We start from the raw sequence: 876 nt of genomic DNA on the forward strand, positions 1-876 counted from the left end.
CGCCCGCCCGGCACCCCGGGCGCCGCGCAGCGGGCGGTGCTGCTGGAGGAGACGCCCGGCGGCGGCCAGCCGCAGAGCTTCGACGGGACGGTGACCTGGAAGACCGAGACCGTGAGCGCGGGACCGGGCCTGCCGCCCGACATCGGCGTGCGCGGCGACGTCACCATTCCCGAGCGCCAGATCAGCATGTCCTTCGTGCTGAGGCGCAACACCGACCCCACCCTGCCCGCCTCCCACACGGTGGAGGTGGCCTTCACGCTGCCGAAGGACTTTCCGTTCGGCGACGTGGCGAGCGTGCCGCTGATCGCCGCCAAGCCCAATCCGCAGGCGCGGGGCACGCCCCTGGCCGGTCTGTCGGTGAAGGTCAGCCCCACCTTGTTCCTGGTGGGCCTTTCGCCCGGCGCATCGGAAAAGCAGCGCAATGTGGCGCTGCTCCAGTTCTCGCCCTGGATCGACGTGCCGATCGTGTTCTCGAACAGCAAGCGCGCGCTCATCACCCTGGAGAAGGGCGAGCCGGGCGATCAGGCGTTCAACGACGCCTTCTCCGCCTGGGGCGAATTGCTCCAGCGGCCGGAGCCGCCGCCGCAACAGCAGCAACAACCGGCGGCGCAGTAGCCGCGCGGCATCGCGCGGACGGCACGTCCTGGAAACCGAGCGTCATGGCCGGCCTCCCGGCGCGCGGGCAAAACGGCGGTTCGCGTCCCAAGATCGCATTCCAGCGCAAAATGCCGTCGCGCCGTGCCGGCCTCCAGCGCCCTAATCCGCCAGCCCCTTGAGCCGGTAGAGCGCCTCCAGCGCGTCGCGCGGGCTCATCGCATCGGGATCAATCGCTTCCAGCGCCGCCCGCAGCGGGTCGGGTCCGGCGGGCGCGGCCGG

1 pseudogene is annotated in these 876 nt (G+C 71.8%); it reads left to right on the forward strand.

The window, feature by feature from the left end:
* Positions 1 to 615: pseudogene (locus tag AC2W7M_RS26435) on the forward strand (hypothetical protein); the annotation flags it as partial.
* Between the last annotated feature and the right edge of the window lie 261 nt (positions 616 to 876).

The organism is Xanthobacter sp. BG11Y11_SDJG (assembly GCF_057364445.1).